Here is a 1,157-nt window from a genome sequence, read left to right on the forward strand (position 1 = left end):
AAAGGCGGTACTGTGGAGTCATGAGCCACACCGCAGTAGCAAAGAAGTCGCAGAAGCGCTGGACATTCATCCGTTCATGTTGTCTCGTTGGCGCAAGGAATATCGTGAAGGTAAATACGGCATGCCAAACCACAGAAAGGCCCCGCAAGCAGAAGGTAAACTCAAAGAGCAGGATGAGCTCAAAAGACTGAAAAGACGTGTCAGTGAACTGGAAGAGGAGAACGACATCCTAAAAAAGTGGCAACGTTTCCAGGCGGAGGAACAGCGCAAAGGTACCAGTTCATAAGGGCCCAGGCCACACAACACAGCGTTCAAAGGCTATGTCAGCATTTAAAGGTATCCCGCAGTGGCTATTATGATTGGCGGGACCGGCCTCTCAGCAAGCGGGCGTTGGGAGATGCAGCATTACTGGAGCATGTTCGGCGTGTCTATGGTGCGAGTCAGGGTCGTTATGGTAGCCCCAAGGTGTATCAGACATTACGCCAGGAAGGCTTCAGTATTGGCGAAAAGCGCATTGCCAGGCTTATGCGCTTAGATGGTCTCAAGGCCAGAGTCGAAAAGGTCTATCGGCGGATGAAAAAGGTTCGTGCAGAGCTCAAAGCACTCCCCAATTATCGCTTAGAGGTCGAAGCACCAACAGGCCCCAATCAGCAGTGGTCGGGTGATGTAACTTACATCCGTCATGGGCGAAGTTTTGTCTATCTGGCCGTGATATTAGACTTGTGGTCACGCAGGATAGTGGGTTGGGCGCTTTCGTATGAATTGAATGCCAGCCTGGCGATTGCCGCCCTATATAAGGCATTGCGGCAGCGCAAACCTAAGCCGGGATTGATAATGCATACTGACCGAGGCGTGGAGTACCGAGCCCATGCCATGCAGCGATGGTTTGAGAAATACGCTATCACGCACAGTATGAGTCGGCCAGGCCGCTGCACGGATAATGCTGAAGTGGAATCCTTCTTTAAAAGCTTAAAGTCAGAGCTGATACACCAAAGCCACTTCGCTGATATTCAGCAACTGGAAGGAAAAATGAAGCAATACATTGGCACGTTCTACAATCGGAGGAGGCTGCATAGTAGCCTGAACTATCTTTCTCCGGTACAGTTTGAGAATGTCGCATAACAACAACGCGTGTCCGATTTATCGGGGGAACATCA

Annotated in this window: 2 protein-coding genes; both read left to right on the forward strand. The window is 50.6% G+C overall.

What is annotated here, in order from left to right; translation table 11 throughout:
* The coding region (locus CCY32_RS17055; RefSeq protein ID WP_141096267.1) for a transposase at positions 1 to 286 on the forward strand (286 nt) is incomplete at its 5' end.
* A complete protein-coding gene (locus tag CCY32_RS17060) occupies positions 238 to 1,122 on the forward strand; it encodes an IS3 family transposase (RefSeq protein WP_088332895.1) in 885 nt (294 codons plus the stop codon). The genes CCY32_RS17055 and CCY32_RS17060, both read left to right, overlap by 49 nt.
* Positions 1,123 to 1,157: the final 35 nt, after the last annotated feature.

The sequence above is a fragment of the Lacimicrobium sp. SS2-24 genome (assembly GCF_002201535.1).
GTDB lineage: Bacteria > Pseudomonadota > Gammaproteobacteria > Enterobacterales > Alteromonadaceae > Lacimicrobium.